Annotated in this window: 15 protein-coding genes; 9 read left to right on the plus strand and 6 right to left on the minus strand. The window is 59.4% G+C overall.

The genetic code is table 11. The annotated features are described in order from the left end of the window. Window positions 1–36: 36 nt before the first annotated feature. The 4 genes from ACLH0H_RS27310 to ACLH0H_RS27325 all read left to right on the plus strand — a co-directional run bounded on the left by ACLH0H_RS27310 (window position 37) and on the right by ACLH0H_RS27325 (window position 3,616). Window positions 37–732, plus strand: a complete 696-nt coding sequence (locus ACLH0H_RS27310; protein WP_411380449.1) for a heme utilization protein — start codon at window positions 37–39, stop codon at window positions 730–732. A 61-nt stretch (window positions 733–793) separates the two neighbouring features. Next, window positions 794–1,471: a C39 family peptidase gene (locus ACLH0H_RS27315; protein ID WP_411380450.1), complete on the plus strand. Its 678-nt coding sequence runs from the start codon at window positions 794–796 to the stop codon at window positions 1,469–1,471. A gap of 40 nt (window positions 1,472–1,511) precedes the next feature. Beyond that, entirely contained in the window at window positions 1,512–2,258 is a 747-nt protein-coding gene (locus ACLH0H_RS27320; RefSeq protein ID WP_411380451.1) for a hypothetical protein, read from the plus strand. 50 nt (window positions 2,259–2,308) lie between these two features. Further along, window positions 2,309–3,616, plus strand: coding sequence for a hypothetical protein (locus ACLH0H_RS27325; RefSeq protein ID WP_411380452.1), 1,308 nt, complete (start codon window positions 2,309–2,311; stop codon window positions 3,614–3,616). Window positions 3,617–3,774: 158 nt separating this feature from the next. On the opposite strand, the gene ACLH0H_RS27330 is transcribed toward ACLH0H_RS27325, so the two are convergent. Further along, window positions 3,775–5,103, minus strand: coding sequence for a sigma 54-interacting transcriptional regulator (locus tag ACLH0H_RS27330; protein ID WP_411380453.1), 1,329 nt, complete (start codon window positions 5,101–5,103; stop codon window positions 3,775–3,777). 342 nt (window positions 5,104–5,445) lie between these two features. Between ACLH0H_RS27330 and ACLH0H_RS27335 the strand changes: the two genes are divergently transcribed. Further along, window positions 5,446–5,706, plus strand: a complete 261-nt coding sequence (locus ACLH0H_RS27335; RefSeq protein ID WP_411380454.1) for a hypothetical protein — start codon at window positions 5,446–5,448, stop codon at window positions 5,704–5,706. Window positions 5,707–5,770: 64 nt separating this feature from the next. On the opposite strand, the gene ACLH0H_RS27340 is transcribed toward ACLH0H_RS27335, so the two are convergent. Genes ACLH0H_RS27340 through gnd form a run of 3 tightly spaced genes read right to left on the minus strand, consistent with a single transcriptional unit; the run spans window position 5,771 to window position 9,095 of the window. After that, window positions 5,771–6,595, minus strand: a complete 825-nt coding sequence (locus ACLH0H_RS27340; RefSeq protein ID WP_411380455.1) for an HAD family hydrolase — start codon at window positions 6,593–6,595, stop codon at window positions 5,771–5,773. Next, entirely contained in the window at window positions 6,592–8,115 is a 1,524-nt protein-coding gene (zwf, locus tag ACLH0H_RS27345; protein ID WP_411380456.1) for a glucose-6-phosphate dehydrogenase, read from the minus strand. Before zwf ends, ACLH0H_RS27340 begins: the two co-directional genes overlap by 4 nt. Then, window positions 8,112–9,095: a phosphogluconate dehydrogenase (NAD(+)-dependent, decarboxylating) gene (gene gnd / locus ACLH0H_RS27350; RefSeq protein ID WP_411380457.1), complete on the minus strand. Its 984-nt coding sequence runs from the start codon at window positions 9,093–9,095 to the stop codon at window positions 8,112–8,114. Before gnd ends, zwf begins: the two co-directional genes overlap by 4 nt. Window positions 9,096–9,382: 287 nt before the next feature. Between gnd and ACLH0H_RS27355 the strand changes: the two genes are divergently transcribed. The 4 genes from ACLH0H_RS27355 (at window position 9,383) to ACLH0H_RS27370 (ending at window position 14,160) form a co-directional block, all read left to right on the plus strand. Continuing rightward, entirely contained in the window at window positions 9,383–9,547 is a 165-nt protein-coding gene (locus tag ACLH0H_RS27355; protein ID WP_411382472.1) for a DUF6026 family protein, read from the plus strand. A 161-nt stretch (window positions 9,548–9,708) separates the two neighbouring features. Next, window positions 9,709–11,466: a phosphoethanolamine transferase CptA gene (locus ACLH0H_RS27360; RefSeq protein ID WP_411380458.1), complete on the plus strand. Its 1,758-nt coding sequence runs from the start codon at window positions 9,709–9,711 to the stop codon at window positions 11,464–11,466. Between the two features lie 114 nt (window positions 11,467–11,580). Then, entirely contained in the window at window positions 11,581–13,806 is a 2,226-nt protein-coding gene (locus ACLH0H_RS27365; protein ID WP_411380459.1) for a TonB-dependent siderophore receptor, read from the plus strand. 150 nt (window positions 13,807–13,956) lie between these two features. Further along, window positions 13,957–14,160 carry a hypothetical protein gene (locus ACLH0H_RS27370; RefSeq protein WP_411380460.1) on the plus strand — a complete coding sequence of 68 codons (204 nt, stop codon included), beginning with the start codon at window positions 13,957–13,959 and terminating at the stop codon, window positions 14,158–14,160. A gap of 94 nt (window positions 14,161–14,254) precedes the next feature. Here the strand turns inward: ACLH0H_RS27370 and ACLH0H_RS27375 are convergent, their stop codons facing one another. Together ACLH0H_RS27375 and zapE are read right to left on the minus strand one after the other, a co-directional pair. After that, window positions 14,255–14,746 (minus strand): GNAT family N-acetyltransferase, encoded by a 492-nt coding sequence (locus ACLH0H_RS27375; RefSeq protein WP_076952433.1) that lies wholly within the window; start codon window positions 14,744–14,746, stop codon window positions 14,255–14,257. 174 nt (window positions 14,747–14,920) lie between these two features. Beyond that, a complete protein-coding gene (zapE, locus tag ACLH0H_RS27380) occupies window positions 14,921–16,024 on the minus strand; it encodes a cell division protein ZapE (RefSeq protein ID WP_411380461.1) in 1,104 nt (367 codons plus the stop codon). Window positions 16,025–16,114: the final 90 nt, after the last annotated feature.

Raw genomic sequence — 16,114 nt, forward strand, 5'->3', positions numbered from 1 at the left:
ACACTTAACCTACTCATAGAAGCAAGGAGAAACACCATGAAACCTACCACGGCTCTCAAACCACTGGCATTCGCTCTCGCTGCGCTCATGGCTGTTGCGGCTCAAGCAGGTGACTACAACCCCTATAAACCCCAGCCCACATCGTCTGCCGCCACCGTCAACGACGGTCAGAGCAACCATGGCAACGTCGTGCTCAACGACAAGACTGAAAACGACGCTTCGGTCAACGAATCGTTCCGCAACTACTCAGGCATTGGCGGCAGCAACACGGCGGCCGGCGACAACAACCAGGGCAAGAACGATGTAGCCATCACCGCAGGCGATGCAGACTTCGTGTTTGCCACAGTCAATTCGGCCCAGGCCAACTCCGGCAACTTGGTCGTCAACAACGCGACTCAAAACGACGCGTCGGTCAACGACAGCTTCAACAACGGTTCCGGCATCGGGCAATCGAACGTGGCTGCCGGTACCTCCAACCAAGGCAGCAACAGCGTTGCGATCAATTCCGGCGACGGCAAAGGTGGGGCTTCCACCATCAATGCCGCGCAGGAAGTTACCGGCAACCTGACCCTCAACCTCAGCAGCACCGGTCATGGCTGGAAAACCACGCCCGTGCGCAACGATGCCAGCGTGAACAACTCGTTCAACAGCTCTTCTGGCATCACGGCGTCCAACGTTGCAGCGGGCAGCAACAACCAAGGTCAGAACAACGTGGCAATCACGCGCTTCTGATCCTGACAGGGCCTTGGCGACAAGGCCCTTCTCATTCCAGTGCCCGCCAGGTCATACGATCATGCGCCTCGTTGCCTCTCTCCTTCTGCTCGCACTCACCGGCCCCACATGGGCAGGGCAAATGGCTTTGGTCATGCCCAATGGCGGGTTGATCTACAAGAAGGTGGAAAGCATCCGCGAGCGCAAGTTCTCGAACCTGGTGGAACAGAAAACCGATTTCAGCTGTGGCGCCGCCGCGCTGGCAACCATCCTGCGTCAAGCCTATTGGATGGATGTGGATGAAGCCCACGTGATCAAGGGCATGCTGACCAGCGCGGACCAGGAGCTGGTGCGCACCCAGGGCTTCTCGATGCTCGATATGAAGCGATACCTGGAAAGTATCGGCATGCGCGCCCGGGGTTACCGGATAACGCCCGAGGTGCTGGTCACGGTGAAAGTGCCCGTTGTGGTGCTGCTGGAGATTCGCGGCTACAAGCATTTCGTGGTGCTGCAGCGCAGCGACAAGGACTGGGTGTATATCGGCGACCCCGTGCTGGGTCATAAGCGCTACTCACAGGCCGACTTCGTAAAGGGCTGGAACGGCATCGTATTCGCCGTGTTGGGCGAAGGCTACGACAAGAGCAACGCCCTGCTCTCTCCGCCCGCGCCACTGACCGCCAAAAACCAATTGAACGAGTTCACCCCGGTACGCGACAGCGAACTGATGGACTTCGGTTTCATTCAGAGCGACTTCTTCTAGCAAGAGGCGCAATAGGAGCAGGACGCTCCGGGAGCATACGATGAACACTTACCGTTGGCTGACGGTCATGTGCCTGGCAGCCTCGATACCCGCCCATGCGTCATCGGCCTTCAAGCCCGTGGAACTCAAGGACGCGGAAATGGCCGACCTGCGCGGGCGGTTTGTGATGCCGGGGCGCATCGTCAGTTTCGGTATTGTGATGAGCAGCACCTGGACCAACGCACAAGGTGACAGCATCACCGGCAAGGCCAGCATGCAGATCGATTCCTCGACCATCACTCCGCAGTTCTACGTGACCACCACCAGCGCCACCGGCAATGGCGCCACCCCCACGCCCGGCTCCGGCACGGTTGTCGGCGGCGCCGGCCTGGGCAGCGGCCAGGGCGTGACCCAGAGCGTACGCGCTGCGGGTGACGGCAATACAGCCAACAACGGCGTGGACATCAACGTCACCCGAAATGGGCTGGCGCCGGCCAATATCGTGCAGTCAGGCAAGGCGCTGGTGGCCGGCGAGACCATCACCGGTGAAAGCGGCGCGGGCCAGGTGAGTATTTCAGCCAGGAACGGCGGCCTGCAAATGGGCATTCAAGCCAACCACAATCAGGGCAATGTGGTGCAGCAGATTGGCGGCGGCAACGTGCTGCAAGGCACCGTCATTCAGGGCAACAGCAACCTGGTCAGCAACCTGACCCAGCTCAATGTGGTGCTGGGCAACAACACGTTGAACACCCTCAACCAGAACCTCAACCTGGATCAACTCAAGGGTCTACGCAGCATCGGTTATTGAACTACGCTGAGCCACGACACTTACGCATTAAAAATGGGACGGCTGACTTCATGCATCGATCGCTATCGCTACGTGCCGTGATTTGTTTGAGTACGCTATTGCCCGCATCCACGCTTTATGCGGCACCGGACGCCGATATTGAAACATTGAAAAAAGAACTGCTGGAGCTCAAGCAACGCTATGAAGTGCAGCAAAAAGCCCTGGCCGTACTGGAACAACGGGTACGCCAGGTAGAAGACCAACCGGCTGCGCAGGCACCCAAGCGCCTGGCCAAGTCCCCTGCCGACTTCAATAAGGGCGCAACCACCGTGGCCGGCACGCCTGGCGTGGGCGCGGCGGCGGCATCCGGCGGTGCCGGGGGCGGCAGTTCCTACGGGCAAAACCTCAAGGACGACTCCGCCCCGGCGCAAAGCGTGAGCAACCTGTACAACGAAGCCAGCGGTTTCTTCGGTGACGGCAAGTTCAGCTTCGAAACCGGCATTACCTACGCCCGTTACGATGCACGCCAACTGACCCTCAACGGTTTCCTGGCCCTGGACTCGATCTTCCTGGGCAACATCAACCTGGATCGGATCAAGGCCGATAACTGGACGCTGGACCTGACAGGACGCTACAACGTCGACAATCGCTGGCAGTTCGACGTAAACGTGCCCGTGGTCTACCGCGAGTCCACCTATCAGTCGGGTGGCGCCAACAACAGCGGCACCATGACCTCTGAAGCCTCGGTCACCCGCGACCCCACCATCGGCGATGTCAATTTCGGCTTGGCCTACAAATTCCTCGATGAAACCGACAGCCTGCCGGATGCGGTGGTGTCGGTGCGCGTCAAGGCGCCCACCGGCAAGGAGCCCTATGGCATCAAGCTGATCGAGGCGCCAAACAACGACAACCTGTTCGTCCCCGAAAGCCTGCCCACAGGCAACGGCGTCTGGTCGGTGACGCCGGGGATTTCCCTGGTCAAGACGTTCGACCCGGCCGTGCTGTTTGGCTCGCTGTCGTATACCCATAACTTCGAGGATTCGTTCGATGACATCAGCTCCAACGCCAACCAGAAAGTCGGCGGCAAGGTGAGCCTCGGCGACAGTTTCCAGTTCGGCGTCGGCGTCGCCTTCGCCCTGAACGAGAAGATGAGCATGTCGTTCTCGGTGTCCGACCTGATACAGCGCAAGAGCAAGCTCAAGCCGAACGGCGGCGACTGGCAGTCGGTGGTGTCCAGCGATGCCAACGCGGGTTATTTCAACGTGGGGATGACGATTGCGGCGTCGGATAACCTGACGATCGTGCCGAACCTGGCGATCGGCATGACGGACGATGCGCCGGACTTTACGTTCAGCTTGAAATTTCCGTATTACTTCTAGAAGAGCCGCTCAAATAACCTGTGGCGAGCGGGCTTGCCCCGCGTTGGGTGGCGAAGCCGCCCCAATAAAGACACCGCAGTGTTCCAGATCGTCCACACGCGGAAAGGAAAAGCCCCACAACGATAAGGGTCGTTGTAGGGCTTTTCGGTTTACCCGCCCTAGCGGATCTGGTGTTTGTGCAGCAACCGGTAGAACGTGGGCCGGGAAATCCCCAGCACGCGGGCCGCGACGCTGAGGTTGTCGCTGTGCCGGGTGAGCACATCGCACAGCGCCTGGCGTTCGGCGCGGTGCTTGTAGTCTTCCAGTGTCGCCATCGGCACCGACAGTGCCGGTTGGCCGTGCAATCCCAGGTCGGCCGCCTCGATCTGCCGCCCTTCGGCAAGTACCAGGCCACGGCGCACGCGGTTGGCCAGCTCGCGCACGTTCCCCGGCCAGGGGTGCTGGCCCATCGCGACCAGGGCATCGTCACTGAAGCTGCGCGGGCGGCGGCCGGTTTCCTGGCTGTAGAAGCGCGAAAAGTGGTTGGCCAACATCGCGACGTCGCCATGGCGTTCGCGCAGAGGGGCGGTGACCACTTGCAGCACGTTGAGGCGGTAGTACAGGTCTTCGCGAAAGGTGCCCTTCTCCACTGCGGCTTCCAGATCGACGTGAGTGGCGGCCAATACCCGCACATCCACCGCAATCGGCTGGCTGCCACCCACTCGCTCGATGTGTTTTTCCTGTAAAAAGCGCAACAGGTTGGCCTGCAGCTCCATCGGCAGGTCGCCGATTTCATCGAGAAACAAGGTGCCGCCGTTGGCCGCTTCGATGCGTCCGATCTTGCGCTGGTGGGCGCCGGTAAACGCGCCCTTTTCATGGCCGAACAATTCGGATTGGATCAAATGTTCCGGGATTGCACCGCAATTGATCGCCACAAACGGTTTGCCCTGGCGCTGGGATTGGCGGTGCAGCGTCTTAGCCACCAGCTCCTTGCCGGTCCCGCTGTCGCCACGGATCAACACCGGGGATTCGGTGGGCGCCAATTTGGACAGCAGTTTGCGCAGCTCGCGAATCGGGCGGCTGTCGCCCAGCAGTTCATGCTCAGGCTCATCCACCAGTGTATGGCCCTTGCCCCGCAGGCGCGCCATGCCGAAGGCACGGCCCAACGTGACCTGCACGCGGGCAACGTCAAAGGGCAAGGTATGGAAGTCGAAAAACCATTCGCACACAAAATCGCCGACGTTTTGCAGGCGCAGCACGTCCTGGCTGAGCACGGCGATCCATTCGGTGGTGCCGCTGCGCCCGATCAGTTCCTTGACCGCCTCCGGGCGCTCAAGGTGATAAGGCTGCAGGCGCAACAGGCCGACATCACAGGACCGGTCACCGACCGCTGCCAATGTGCAGCTGTCGACTTCCCACCCCGCCGCGCGCAAACCGGGCAGCAGCGCGTGGCAGTCATCACAGGGATCGACCACTAGCAAACGGCGTTGAACGGGGGGTCCACCCATGACTTTTCCCTGGCGTCAAAATTGTTAAATGTATTTATAAACAACGGCTTGTGACGTCTGTGGCTAACCCTAGCAAGATCTTGACGCGAGCCTTGTACCGATTCGCTATAAGTCGGGGCAAAAAGCCACTTCCGTGCGCTTTGATCAAAAAAGTTAGCGCGTAGCCGAACTTTCATTCAGCTTTCAAAACAGTCGCTTACATGACGTCAATCAGTAAAAGTTGAAAATAGTTGTTCTAGCATGTGACCCGCACCCCGCCATCGCGCATCAGTACAAGTAACCCGCCGCACGGTCAGCCCAACCGCCGGCACTCACTTGAATGGGCAATGAGAGAGAACCCACATGAACGCCCCGCTCCGCATCAACGAAGCTCTTTTGATCGCAGACCGTGCTTTCCAACCCTTTCAGTGCGTGGCCTGGCACGATGGCAACGGCGCCCTGAGCCTGAGCGTCATCGATCGCACCAATACGCGTATCGGCAGCAAACAATTGTCGTCGAGTGCCTACACCGACCCGGCGCAGTTGGAACACTTGCTGTTGCAAGCCCGTGCCGAGCTCGATAAAGATGGCTACCAGTTGCAGTCCTGGGCAATGCCGAAGTAATGAGCAGCGCAACTTGCGCTCATGGTTTAAATGAGCGCAAGTTCAGTGTTAGAACACACGGCGCTTATTGGGCCGCCAGAATAAACCGCTCGAAGGCTTCCGCCGCGCCGTCCTCGATATTACTACCGGTGACCACGTTGGCTTGGCGCTTGACGGTTTCTTCGGCCTGCCCCATGGCAATTGACAACCCGGCCACATGAAACATCGCCGGGTCATTGCCGCCATCGCCGATCGCCGCGGTCTGCTCGATGGGAACCCCCAAATGCGCCGCCAGGGTCTTCAAAGCCTCGCCCTTGTTGGCCAGCATCGCGGTCACGTCCAGGTACACCGGTTGCGAACGTGAAACCTGGGCCAGCCCCTGCACCTTGGGGTGCAACTGCGCTTCCAGTTCAACCAGCAACTGCGTGTTGTTGCTGGCGGCGACTATCTTGTCGACCCGGTCCAGGTACGGCTCAAAACTCTCCACCACCACCGGCCCGTAGCCCAGGCCGTGGGCTTCGCGCGGCTCCATCGGCCCTGGCAGGTCGCGGCGCAGCCAGTCGCCATCGGCAAACACCCATACTTCCACCTCCGGCTGCGCCGAGAACAGCGCCAGGGTCACCAGCGCCGCTTCCGCCGGCAGGTGATGGGCAACCAGGATGCTGCCATCCGGATTGATCAACGTACCGCCATTAAAGCCCGCCACCGGCACGTCGATGCCGAAGGTTTCTACCAGGTGCAGCATGGCCTTGGGCGGTCGCCCGCTGGCCAGGCTGAAAAACACCCCAGCCTCACGCAATGCACGCACCGCATCGGCGGTGCGCTGGCTGAGGCTGTGATCCGGATGCAGCAAGGTGCCGTCCACATCGCTGAGGATAAAACGGATGGGATGAATCGCTGCGTCACTCATCCGAGTCTGTGCCAGGTACGGCCGTCGCGGGCCAGCAATGCATCGGACGCGGCCGGGCCATCTTCACCCGCCTTGTAGGCCTGGATTCCGTCGTCTTCCTTCCACGCATCAAGGAACGGCTGCACCGCTCGCCAGCCGTTCTCGATGTTGTCGGCACGCTGGAACAGGGTCTGATCGCCGGTCATGCAATCGTAGATCAGGGTTTCATACCCGGTCGACGGCTGCATTTCGAAGAAGTCCTTGTAGGCGAAACCCAATTGGATATTGGCCATGTCCAGGGTCGGTCCGGGCTTTTTCGCCAGCAGGTCGAACCACATGCCTTCATTGGGCTGGATCTGGATCTTCAGGTAGGTAGGCTTGAGTTCATCCACCTCGGTATCGCGAAACTGCGCATAGGGCGCTGGCTTGAAGCAGATCACGATTTCGGTGTCGCGCACGCTCATACGCTTGCCGGTGCGCAGGTAGAACGGCACGCCGACCCAGCGCCAGTTGTCGATCATCACCTTAAGGGCGACGAAGGTCTCGGTGCTACTGTCAGGCGCGACGTTGGCTTCTTCGCGATAGCCGGGCAGTGGTTTGCCGGCGATTTCACCGGCGGTGTATTGCCCGCGTACTGAGTTGGCCCGCGCATCTTCCAGGGACCAGGGGCGTACCGCGCCGATCACCTTGGCTTTTTCGCCGCGCACGGCGTCGGCGCCAAAGGCCGCGGGCGGTTCCATGGCGACCATGGCCAGCAATTGGAACAGGTGGTTGGGGACCATGTCGCGCAGGGTGCCGGTCTTCTCGAAGAAATTGCCCCGAGTCTCCACGCCGACGGTTTCAGCGGCGGTGATTTGCACGTGGTCAATGTAATGGTTGTTCCAGAACGCTTCGAACAGCACGTTGGAGAAACGGCTGATCAGGATGTTCTGCACCGTTTCCTTGCCCAGGTAATGGTCGATGCGATAGATCTGCTTTTCGCTCATGACTTTAAGCAGGCAGGCGTTCAGCGCCTCGGCGGTGGCCAGGTCGGAGCCGAAGGGCTTTTCGATGACCACGCGACGGAAACTGTCGTCGGTCTCGGTCAGCAAACCGGCACTGCCCAGGCGCTGCACCACGTCGCTGAAGAAGCGCGGCGCGGTAGCCAGGTAGAACACCGCGTTGCCGGTGCCGCTCTCGGCGATTTTCCTGCCGATATCGGCGTAGGTGCTGTCGTCGAGAAAATCGCCCTCGACGTAGCTGATGCCCTTGGCCAACTGCGCCCACAACGCCGGATCGAGTGCGTTATCGGCGTTGCCTTTGACCTTGCTCGCGGCCTCGGTACGAATGAAATCTTCGAGTTTCTTGGCGAAGTCGGCATCACTGATGGCGTTGTGATCCACGCCGACAATGCGCAAACCATCGCCCAGCAGCCCGTCGCGGCTCAGGTTGTACAGCGCCGGCATCAGCAGGCGCTTGACCAGGTCGCCGTGGGCGCCGAACAGGAACAAAGTGGTGGGTGGTGCGGGTTCGGCCTTGAGTTTCTTGCCGTTGGCGGTCATTTTTTGGAAGTCTCCACGTGGCCACCAAAGCCGAAGCGCATGGCGGAGAGCATCTTGTCACCGTAGGTGCTCTGCTGGCGCGAGCGGAAGCGCGCAAACAGCGAGGTGGACAATACTGGCACCGGCACGGCTTGCTCCATGGCGGCTTCGATGGTCCAGCGGCCTTCGCCACTGTCGGCCACGGAACCGGAGTAACCGTCGAGTTTAGGGTCGGTGGCCAGAGCGTCGGCGGTGAGGTCCAGCAGCCAGGACGAAACCACGCTGCCACGGCGCCAGACTTCGGCGATGTCGGCAACGTTCAGGTCGAAACGCTGGTCCTCGGGCAGGTTTTCCGAATTCTTGGTCTTGAGGATGTCAAAACCTTCGGCAAATGCCTGCATCATTCCGTACTCGATGCCGTTGTGGATCATCTTGACGAAATGCCCGGAACCCGCAGGGCCGGCGTGGATGTAACCCTGTTCGGCACGCGGGTCGGCGCTGGCGGAACGGTCCCTGGTGCGCGGGATGTTACCCAGCCCTGGGGCCAGGCTTTTGAAGATAGGATCGAGCCGCTGCACGGTCTGGGCGTCGCCGCCGATCATCATGCAGTAGCCACGTTCCAGGCCCCAGACGCCGCCGGACGTACCGACGTCGACATAATGCAGGCCTTTTTCAGCCAGGGCCTTGGCCCGGCGAACGTCATCCTTATAGTTGGTGTTGCCGCCGTCGATGATTGCATCACCGTCTTCCAGCAGCGCGCTCAATTCATTGATGGTGTCTTCGGTCGGCGCGCCTGCGGGCAACATGACCCAGACGGTGCGCGGTTTTTGCAGCCCGGCCACCAGGCTCTTGAGGTCGGCAACGCCGGTGGCGCCTTCTTCGCTCAGGCCTTTGACGAAAGCTTCGTTACGGTCGTAAACAACGGTGGTATGCCCATTGAGCATCAGGCGCCGTGCAATATTCCCGCCCATGCGGCCTAGTCCGATAATCCCCAGTTGCATGTGCTGATGCTCCTAACTTCTAAAAAATGTGTGACATAGTTTATAGCGCAATGAGGCTAATGAGGGTTAGTCCAGAGCGGATCCATCTAGTTTCATGATAAAAAGATGCCATCATTTCAGCATCATCGATCAAAAAGTCACACGACCATCAAAAATAAAAAAGTTCCATTGCTCGCAAAAAGAATTCAGAATTGCCCTGACTGATGCCGAGAACCTCGACTCAAGCGTTCTGGCACACCGCGACACACCGGCTATTTGCGAGGTAAGCAATGAGCACTGCACACCAGATGTCCCGTCCTCCCCAGACGCTCTATGTCTCTATCCGACGCGATGAGCTGCGCCAGTTGAAAGACGAGCGCGAACAGCTGCAGCAGGAAGTCCTGCGCCTGCGCGCTCATATCATCCAGGCCCAGCTGGACCACTCCAACGGTGTGCAACCCGCGCTCTGCTGAGCCTCGTCATCGCTTTGTAAGATAAACCCTACAAAAATCTCACAAAGTTTTCACATGCTCCTGCCGATACTCCCGCCCCCAAGGGCCACCCCATGCATGGGTGGCCTCTGTTGCGCGCAGCCCTGCGCGTCAACTGAAAAATTACCGGGGTGGAGCGCTGGATGGCGATGTTCGAACGCAGCACGAAGTCTGCGAAAAGCTTTGACTGGGCCGGTCTCGGCTGGCTATTTCTGTTTTTCTGGTACTTCTCGGGTATTACCCAACTGCTGATCCAACTCAGCGGCACATCCGGCTTCAGCGGTTTTCGCCAAGCGTTCTTCATGAGTGCGATCTGGCTGGCGCCGCTGCTGGTGTTTCCCCGCCGTACGCGCTTGCTCGCCGCCTTGATCGGTGTGGTCTTGTGGGCCTGTTCCATGGCCAGCCTTGGTTATTTCTTTATCTACCAGCAGGAATTCTCGCAGAGCGTCATCTTCATCATGTTCGAGTCGAACATCTCTGAAGCCGGCGAATACGCCACCCAGTATTTCGCCTGGTGGATCGTGCTGGCGTTCATAGCCCATACCGCCGTGGCTATTTTCCTCTGGACCCGCGTGCGCCCGGTGTATCTGCCGCGTGGCCAGGCCATGCTGGCGGCGACAGCGATCCTGGTAGGCGTCATCGGCTATCCGCTGGTCAAGCAGATCGCCCGCAGCGACACCCTGGCTGATGCCGTCGACCGCTTTGAATCGCGCATCGAGCCCGCCGTGCCGTGGCAGATGATCGTCGCTTACCGGCGCTACACCGAACAGCTGGACAACATGCAAGGCATGCTCGACAGCGCCAGCCAGATCCCGCCCCTGACCAACCTCAAGGACAGCATGGCCGGCCAGCCGTCGACCCTGGTGCTGGTGATCGGCGAGTCCACCAACCGCCAGCGCATGAGCCTCTACGGCTACCCGCGCAACACCACGCCGGAACTGGACAAGCTGCGCGATCAACTGGCGGTATTCGACAATGTCATCACCCCGCGCCCCTACACCATCGAAGCGCTGCAACAGGTGCTGACCTTCGCCGACGAAGAAAACCCCGACCTGTACCTCAAGACGCCATCGATCGTCAGCGTGATGAAACAGGCCGGCTACAAGACCTACTGGATCACCAACCAACAGACGATGACCAAGCGCAACACCATGCTCACCACGTTTTCCGAACAGGCCGACGAGCAGGTGTACCTGAACAACAACCGCAACCAGAACGCCCGTCAATACGACGGCGACGTGCTGGCGCCATTTTCCAAGGCCCTGGCCGACCCGGCCGAGCGCAAGTTCATCGTGGTGCATTTGCTGGGCACCCACATGAGCTACCAGTATCGCTATCCGCCGACGTTCGACAAATTCACCGACCGCCAGGGCGTGCCGGCGGGCGTGAGCGACGATCAACTGCCCACCTATAACAGCTACGACAATGCCGTGCTGTACAACGATTTCGTGGTGTCGAGCCTGATCAAGGACTACGCCAAGACCGACCCGAACGGCTTCCTGCTGTACTTGTCGGACCATGGCGAAGACGTCTTCGACTCAACCGGCCACGACACCCTGGGGCGCAACGAAAGCAAGCCGACCGCACCGATGTACACCATTCCGTTCATGGCCTATGCCTCGCCGAAATGGCGTGAAAACCACGATTGGAGCTTTGCCGGCGACGTGCAGCGGCCTTATAGCAGCTCGCAGTTGATTCACACCTGGGCCGACTTGGCCGGGCTGAGCTTCAATGAGCTGGACCGCACCAAAAGCCTGGTGAGCGACAGCTTCACGCCGCGCCCGCAGTTGATCGGCAACCCGTACCTGCGCCAGCAAAAAGCCTTGATCGATTTCAGCCTGATCAAGCCGAAAAAGGTGAGCACGACAGACGTGGTGCTGCAGGAAAAACCGGCGCCGTAACACAAAGATAACAATCATTCTCGTTCAGACCTAAAATTCCCCCGCTCCTTTCGTCTTTGAACCAAGGCCTTCCCCGTCCTGGGTGGCCGCAAAGACGACAAGGAGCCACCCGCCATGTTCGCGCCTTTCACTCGTTCCATGACTTTCACCCTCGGCCTCTTCAGCCTGGTACCAAGCCCAGAGCTGCTGGCCGAAACCGACCCCGAGCGCATCCCCCTCGAACTGGGCGCCACGCGCATCAGCGCCGATGATCTGGGAGCCACCACCGAGCATACCGGGGCCTACACCACCGGCTCGATGAGTACCGCCACCCGCCTCAACCTGTCCGTCAAGGAAACCCCGCAATCGATTTCGGTGACCACTCGCCAGCAGATGGATGATTTCAATCTCAATACGCTCACGGAGGTGCTGCGTCAGACCACGGGGGTCAACGTCCAGCACAATGATTCCGACCGCGTGGCCTATACATCACGGGGCTACAGCATCGCCAACTTCCAGGTTGACGGGATGCTCAATACCTTCGGCTTCATGAAGTCCGACGCCGACACCATCATCTACGACCGCATCGAGGTAGTCCGCGGCGCCACGGGCCTGACCACCGGTGCCGGCGATCCTTCCGCTACGGTCAATATGGTGCGCAAGCGCCCTACCGCCCAATGGCAGGCGCAAACCGGGGTAAAGGCCGGCAGCTATGACAATTACTACAGCTATGTGGACGTGGGCGGCCCACTGGCATTCGACGGCAGGCTGCGCGGGCGTACGGTGCTGGCGTACCGCGACAGCCAGTCCTGGCGTGACAACTACGGACTGCAGCGAGCGGTCGGCTACGGCATCCTTGAAGGCGATCTGTCTGACGATACCGTGCTGGCTGTAGGCTTTGATTACCAGAACAAGCAAGTACAAGGCACTTCCTGGGGCACCGTGCCTTACTGGAACAGCCAGGGTGGCAAAGCCGGGCTGTCGCGCTCCACCAATATGGCGGCGCACTGGAGTTCCTGGCCGCTGACGGACAAAACCACCTTCGCCACCCTCGATCACCGGTTGAGCGGCGATTGGCACTTGAAGGCGGCCTACACCCACCGCCAGAGCGACACGGATGGCAAGGTGTACTACGGCGGCGCGGGTTTTCCCAATGACGACCGCAGCGGCATGACCGCCTGGGCAAGCCACATGCGCGGCACCTCCAGAATGGAGGCGGTTGACCTCAACCTGTCCGGCAGCTACGCCCTGCTCGGCCGCGAACATGCATTGATGATGGGTTACGGCGAGGCCGCGCAACGCGACGTTTCTCCGCTGATGCGCAACAGCATTCCTGACAATTACTACACCATTGAAGACTGGAAATACATGGGCGGGATCGGCAAGTTCCCCGACACTGTTACCAACCTCAAGGGTGAACACAGCAGCAAGCAACAGAAAGCCGGCTACCTGGCCACGCGCCTGAGCCTTACCGAGCGCCTGCACGCGGTACTGGGCAGCCGTTATGGCAGTTGGGAACTGGAAAGCGCGGCGCCCACCTACGATGACAACGACCAATTACTCAGGGCCAACAAGGCCCGCCAGACCCACAATGACATGTGGACGCCCTACGCCGGGCTGCTCTATGACATCACCCCGCAATACACTGTGTATGCCAGCTATACCGACATCTTCAAGCCGCAGAGTGTCAAGGACGTCAACAAAAAGTACCTGGAGCCCGTGGTGGGCAGCAACTATGAAGTGGGCCTCAAGGGCAGCCTGCTGGACGAACGCTTGAACGTGGCGGCCGCCTACTTCTGGAGCAAACAGGACAACGTTGCCGAACGGGATGACTCGGTGCCACCCAACCCGACTACAGGCGAGGAATACTACAAGTCGGGCGGTAAAGGTAACAAGGTCAATGGCTTCGAACTGGAGGTGGCCGGCGAAGTGCTGCCGGACTGGAACCTGAGCGCAGGCTACACCTACACCCACTCGCTGAATGGCTCGGGTAAGCGTAACAACACCGGGCAGCCGCTGAACCTGTTGAAGGTGTCCAGCGCCTATCGTCTGCCGGGTGCATGGCGCAACCTGACCGTGGGTGGCGCCGTCAATTGGCAGAGCGATATCCATGAGTTCGGTAACAGGCCCACCGGGGAGCGCATGGGCGACAGGCTGGTCACCGAGCGGGCGAAAATCACCCAGCAGGCCTACACGGTGGTCAACCTGATGTCCCGCTACCAGTTCGATGAGCACGTTTCGGCGTCAATCAACGTCAACAACCTATTTGATAAAAAATATTACGAACGTGTCGGCTTCTATAACGGTATTTATTGGGGAGACCCGCGCACTGTAACGCTCGCGCTGGATTGGAAGCTTTAAATACGCTTGCACATGAACTTCAACCTTAACGAAATCGTTAAGGTTGGAGGTTGCTCAGTTAAGCTTCGCTTAATCGCGCCTGCACATAATCGGCCCCACGAGTCTGATCCAACCGAACAGACCCACTCACACTTTATGGGAATACCGACGATGAAAATTTCGACTCTGATACTGGCTGGCCTGATGACCCTGACTTCCGCCGCAGCCTTTGCTGAAGGGGGCTCCGAGCGCTCAAAGCAGTTCTACGCCAACTTCAATTTCATGCAAAAACAGGCTCAAGAAAAAGCCGAGCAAACGGCTTCCAGCGATGTAAAACATTTGAAAACCGATGATACCCAGCAACCAAAAAGTTGATTTACCGTTATACCCTTTGTCATTCCGCTCCTTTGGCAAAGGCTAACTTGGCGCCCTGTAGTGGCGCCTTTTTTATTGAGCGTTAAATACTGACTTAGAGCGGCTTATTCCAGAACAGCATCTTTCCATACGCTGGATCAAACTGAGCGCCATCAAACCCGAACTTGCGGTACGCCGACTTCGCCACTTCATTGCCCTCGAGCACTTCCAGGGTGATTTTGCAGCAGCCGCGTTGACGGGCGATTTCCTCGACCTTCTGCAGCATCTTCTGACTCAAACCCAAGCCACGAAACGCATCCATGACCGCCACGTCATGCACATTGACCAATGGGCGGCAGGCGAACGTCGAGAAGCCTTCAAAACAGTTCACCAACCCGGCCGGCTCGCCATTCACAAATGCCAAAACGCTGAACGCATGCGCCCGCTTGGCCAATTCGGCCGGCAGTTGTTGCAGCAGGTCGGGGTCCAGGCTGTGCCCCCCGCCCATCGGGTCCTCGGCGTAGTGGTTGAGCACCAGGGCGATGGCTTCGGCATGCACGGCGTTGGTGTAGCTGGCTTGCAGCACCAGGATGTCAGGGGTGTCCATTTCCTTCCTCGATAACGGCAACAAGGGAATCGGCTCCCTTTGAGGGTCATGATTGTAAGCGCCCGGCAGCTATCAGATGAAGGAGATTAACTACAAATATCCGCCTGAAATCGCGAAGCCTATGTCGCTAAAAAGCCATGGACACTGCGTCGTGGGTGTTTTTTCGTACAGCCCTTAGCCAAAACGTTGCAACTGCATTTCCTGCAGACGGCTCAAGGTGCGGCGAAAAGGAAACGCCAGGTAACCTTCGGTATACAGCTGTTCGAGGGGCACCTGGGCCTCGATAAACAAAGGCACCCTGCGGTCGTAGCATTCGTCCACCAGCGCGATGAATCGACGCACGCTATCGTCGTGCACCGACAGTTGCGGCAATTCGCGGTCACCGGCCTCCACGCGCCGTGCGCCATCTTCGGTGCCGCGGGCTATTCGGCCCGGGCGCTGTTGCGCGCTGAGGTTGGGGACTTCACCCAGCAGGATGGCCTTGAAACGATCGCACAGCAGCATGAAGTCCATCGCTGCCAGGGGCTGTTCGCATAGACCGGCGTAACGGCACCACAGCACGGTTTCAGCGGACTGGACCGCAAGAATAGAACGATGACCGACAATGACCGGTGCGCTGCTGACGGCCTGCCCTTCGGCCAATGGCTTGAACACGCTGGCCAGCGCATCGGGCTGATTGACCCAATAGCGTTGCAGGCTTGCACCAGGGTGCAGGCGATGATCCTCAGCGCCATTCACTGACACCACTTGCATGTGCCGCGTTAACGCCGCAATGCCTGGCAAGAACCGCTCGCGGTTGAAGCCATCGGCATACAACTGGTCGGGCGGCTGGTTGGACGTGCAGACCATCACCACGCCCTCCTCGAACATCACTTGGAACAAGCGACCAAGAATGATCGCGTCACCAATGTCATTGACGAACAACTCGTCGAAACACAACACGCGCACTGCCTGGCTCAGCTCCTTGGCCAGGGCCTGTAACGGGTCCTGGGTGCCGGTCAGCTGGAACAGACGCTGATGCACCCAGCCCATGAAATGATGAAAATGCTGGCGCCGCGCCGGTACGCGTAGGCTCTGATAGAACTGATCCATCAACCAGGTCTTGCCACGACCAACCGGACCCCACAGGTAGACACCGCGAATCGGCGCGCGGTGTTGATGCAGGGCTGCGTGGCAGGTTTGCAAGGCGTCCACCGCCCTGCGCTGGGCGTCGTCGGCAACGAAACCCTGTTGAGCGATGGCGTGTTGATAAGCGGCGAGGGGCGAGTCGATAGTCATGGCGCCAGTATGACGTATGGAGAAAGCTGCAGGCGTAAAAAGGCCTCATATAGCTATCGTCCGACCCACCGCTATCGCTGCCTCCTTGAG

The organism is Pseudomonas sp. MPB26 (assembly GCF_046605355.1).
Classification (GTDB): domain Bacteria; phylum Pseudomonadota; class Gammaproteobacteria; order Pseudomonadales; family Pseudomonadaceae; genus Aquipseudomonas; species Aquipseudomonas cedrina.

Bases quoted from the DNA above. Each gene is read 5' to 3' on its own strand.
- gnd (WP_411380457.1), bottom strand. From the start codon at position 9,095: ATGCAACTGGGGATTATCGGACTAGGCCGCATGGGCGGGAATATTGCA.
- ACLH0H_RS27330 (WP_411380453.1), bottom strand. From the start codon at position 5,103: ATGGGTGGACCCCCCGTTCAACGCCGTTTGCTAGTGGTCGATCCCTGT.
- zapE (WP_411380461.1), bottom strand. From the start codon at position 16,024: ATGACTATCGACTCGCCCCTCGCCGCTTATCAACACGCCATCGCTCAA.
- ACLH0H_RS27360 (WP_411380458.1), top strand. From the start codon at position 9,709: ATGGCGATGTTCGAACGCAGCACGAAGTCTGCGAAAAGCTTTGACTGG.
- zwf (WP_411380456.1), bottom strand. From the start codon at position 8,115: ATGACCGCCAACGGCAAGAAACTCAAGGCCGAACCCGCACCACCCACC.
- ACLH0H_RS27310 (WP_411380449.1), top strand. From the start codon at position 37: ATGAAACCTACCACGGCTCTCAAACCACTGGCATTCGCTCTCGCTGCG.
- ACLH0H_RS27325 (WP_411380452.1), top strand. From the start codon at position 2,309: ATGCATCGATCGCTATCGCTACGTGCCGTGATTTGTTTGAGTACGCTA.
- ACLH0H_RS27370 (WP_411380460.1), top strand. From the start codon at position 13,957: ATGAAAATTTCGACTCTGATACTGGCTGGCCTGATGACCCTGACTTCC.
- ACLH0H_RS27365 (WP_411380459.1), top strand. From the start codon at position 11,581: ATGTTCGCGCCTTTCACTCGTTCCATGACTTTCACCCTCGGCCTCTTC.
- ACLH0H_RS27315 (WP_411380450.1), top strand. From the start codon at position 794: ATGCGCCTCGTTGCCTCTCTCCTTCTGCTCGCACTCACCGGCCCCACA.
- ACLH0H_RS27335 (WP_411380454.1), top strand. From the start codon at position 5,446: ATGAACGCCCCGCTCCGCATCAACGAAGCTCTTTTGATCGCAGACCGT.
- ACLH0H_RS27320 (WP_411380451.1), top strand. From the start codon at position 1,512: ATGAACACTTACCGTTGGCTGACGGTCATGTGCCTGGCAGCCTCGATA.
- ACLH0H_RS27375 (WP_076952433.1), bottom strand. From the start codon at position 14,746: ATGGACACCCCTGACATCCTGGTGCTGCAAGCCAGCTACACCAACGCC.
- ACLH0H_RS27340 (WP_411380455.1), bottom strand. From the start codon at position 6,595: ATGAGTGACGCAGCGATTCATCCCATCCGTTTTATCCTCAGCGATGTG.
- ACLH0H_RS27355 (WP_411382472.1), top strand. From the start codon at position 9,383: ATGTCCCGTCCTCCCCAGACGCTCTATGTCTCTATCCGACGCGATGAG.